1 protein-coding gene is annotated in these 1,893 nt (G+C 44.0%); it reads right to left on the bottom strand.

The genetic code is table 11. The annotated features are described in order from the left end of the window. Window positions 1-76: 76 nt before the first annotated feature. Window positions 77-1,339, bottom strand: coding sequence for a group II intron reverse transcriptase/maturase (gene ltrA, locus CSV67_RS16430; protein WP_099632656.1), 1,263 nt, complete (start codon window positions 1,337-1,339; stop codon window positions 77-79). Window positions 1,340-1,893: the final 554 nt, after the last annotated feature.

Below are 1,893 nucleotides of genomic sequence, written 5' to 3'. Positions count from 1 at the left end.
CAATCGAGTAGGAGGGAGTGATTAACTCCCGACCTCTCACACCACCGTACGTACCGTTCGGTATACGGCGGTTCAATTAAGATTGATGACGCAAAGTTTCGTAACGTGATAATAGACTTTTGAGCCCTTGGGAACTCCAGTAGGAGTTTCCGAGGGTTCTATGTAATACGGGACTTTTAGAAATTCTCCAGTAACTTTTACGTGAGTTACCCCATTCGTATGCCTTATCTTTCGGCGCACCTAATCCAATGAGTTTCCTCACCTTCGTACTTGGTTTCTTCCAGTTCTTCCACATACACATCCGAAGTCTTCTTTTAATCCACGAATCGAATTTAATGAACACGCTTGGCGTATCTGCCAATGCGAAATAGCCACACCAACCCATCAGATATTGATTGAGTTTCTTTATCCGATATTCCATGGGATAAGGTTTCTTCCTTGAAGTGATTTCACGAATTTTATTCTTCATCCGTTTCACACTTTCTTTGGGAATGCGAACCTTCGGTTCTTTACCATTGGTGAAACTGAATCCAAGAAATTTCCTCTTCCATGGACGGTCAACTGCGGATTTATTCAGATTCACTTTCAACTTAAGTTTCCCTTCGATAAATGAAGTGACAGAACTCATGACCCGATTACCTGCTCTTTGTGTTTTCACATAGATGTTACAGTCATCAGCGTAACGGACAAATTTATGGTCCCTTTCCTCCAATTCTTTGTCTAGTTCATCGAGAACTATGTTGGAGAGAAGTGGACTTAATGGTCCTCCTTGCGGAGTACCTTCCTCACTGGTTGTCACGATACCATTTATCATGATGCCCGATTTCAGATATTTACGGATTAACTTAAGAAGACGCTTATCTTCGATTCGTTTCGCAAGTGTCCCCATAAGTCTGTCATGGTTCACTTTATCGAAGAATTTCTCCAAGTCGATATCAATTACCCAACGATTGCCTTCCTGTATATATCCTTTTGCTTTCCTTACCGCATCATGAGCACTTCGATTTGGTCGAAACCCATAGCTTTGGTCTGAAAACGTCGGGTCATATAGAATGGTTAAAACTTGGGCAATAGCCTGTTGAATGAAACGATCTATCACGGTTGGAATGCCTAATAGACGCACACCCCCGTCAGGTTTCGGGATTTCGACCCTGCGGACAGGTTGCGGTTCATAAGTTCCCTGAAGAAGTTCCATTTTCATGGATTCCCAGTGTTCCAAGATGTGCTTCCGTAGGTTTTGTACGGGCATTTCATCTACACCATGGCTCCCTTTATTGCGTTCCACCCGTTTCAGAGCAGTAAGCAGGTTTTCACGTGACTGTATCCTTTCCATTAACATTTGTTACGCCTCTTTCCGTGAACAACGGTTCTTCTTATGCCAGTTCTGCTCCACCATCTTGAAGTCCCACATGGAATTCACCACTTCCTCCTTCAAGCATGCCTTGTTGGTTATCTGTGTTCTTCGCAGTTTACTGAATGCCAAGATGTTGTTCTTTCTTAATTGTTCGGCCCTTCCCATTCTTCTCAAATTCGAATGGTACTATGGCTTCTGCTGACTTCTGATTGTTCAGCTATCCATCACTGAATAGGTTACCAAGTGTACTTGGCGTATCAATCAGACCTCCCCAGGTAAGAACGTAGTCTTTCCCTCCACCTATCTGCTTCATTTACTGCATATGACCTTCGGCAGAAAGGGCTTTGTTTTGTAATGCAAACTCACCCAATCATACACAGCCTTATATGAAGTTCGTGTTCCTCAGACCGGAGGTTTGCCGCTCGCTTCCTTCAGATTCCACGTCACCATGGACACCCTTGCGTTGAGCTAACTGTTACTTCTGCCTTCACAGTTCGGGACTTGCACCCTATAGACTACACCCATGCTGGGCGCACATT

The sequence above is a fragment of the Sporosarcina sp. P2 genome (genome assembly GCF_002743255.1).
Lineage (GTDB): Bacteria > Bacillota > Bacilli > Bacillales_A > Planococcaceae > Sporosarcina.
This window is presented reverse-complemented; position numbering and strand designations above follow the sequence as displayed.

Coding starts and splice junctions, on each gene's coding strand:
- ltrA (WP_099632656.1), bottom strand. CDS start 1,339: ATGTTAATGGAAAGGATACAGTCACGTGAAAACCTGCTTACTGCTCTG.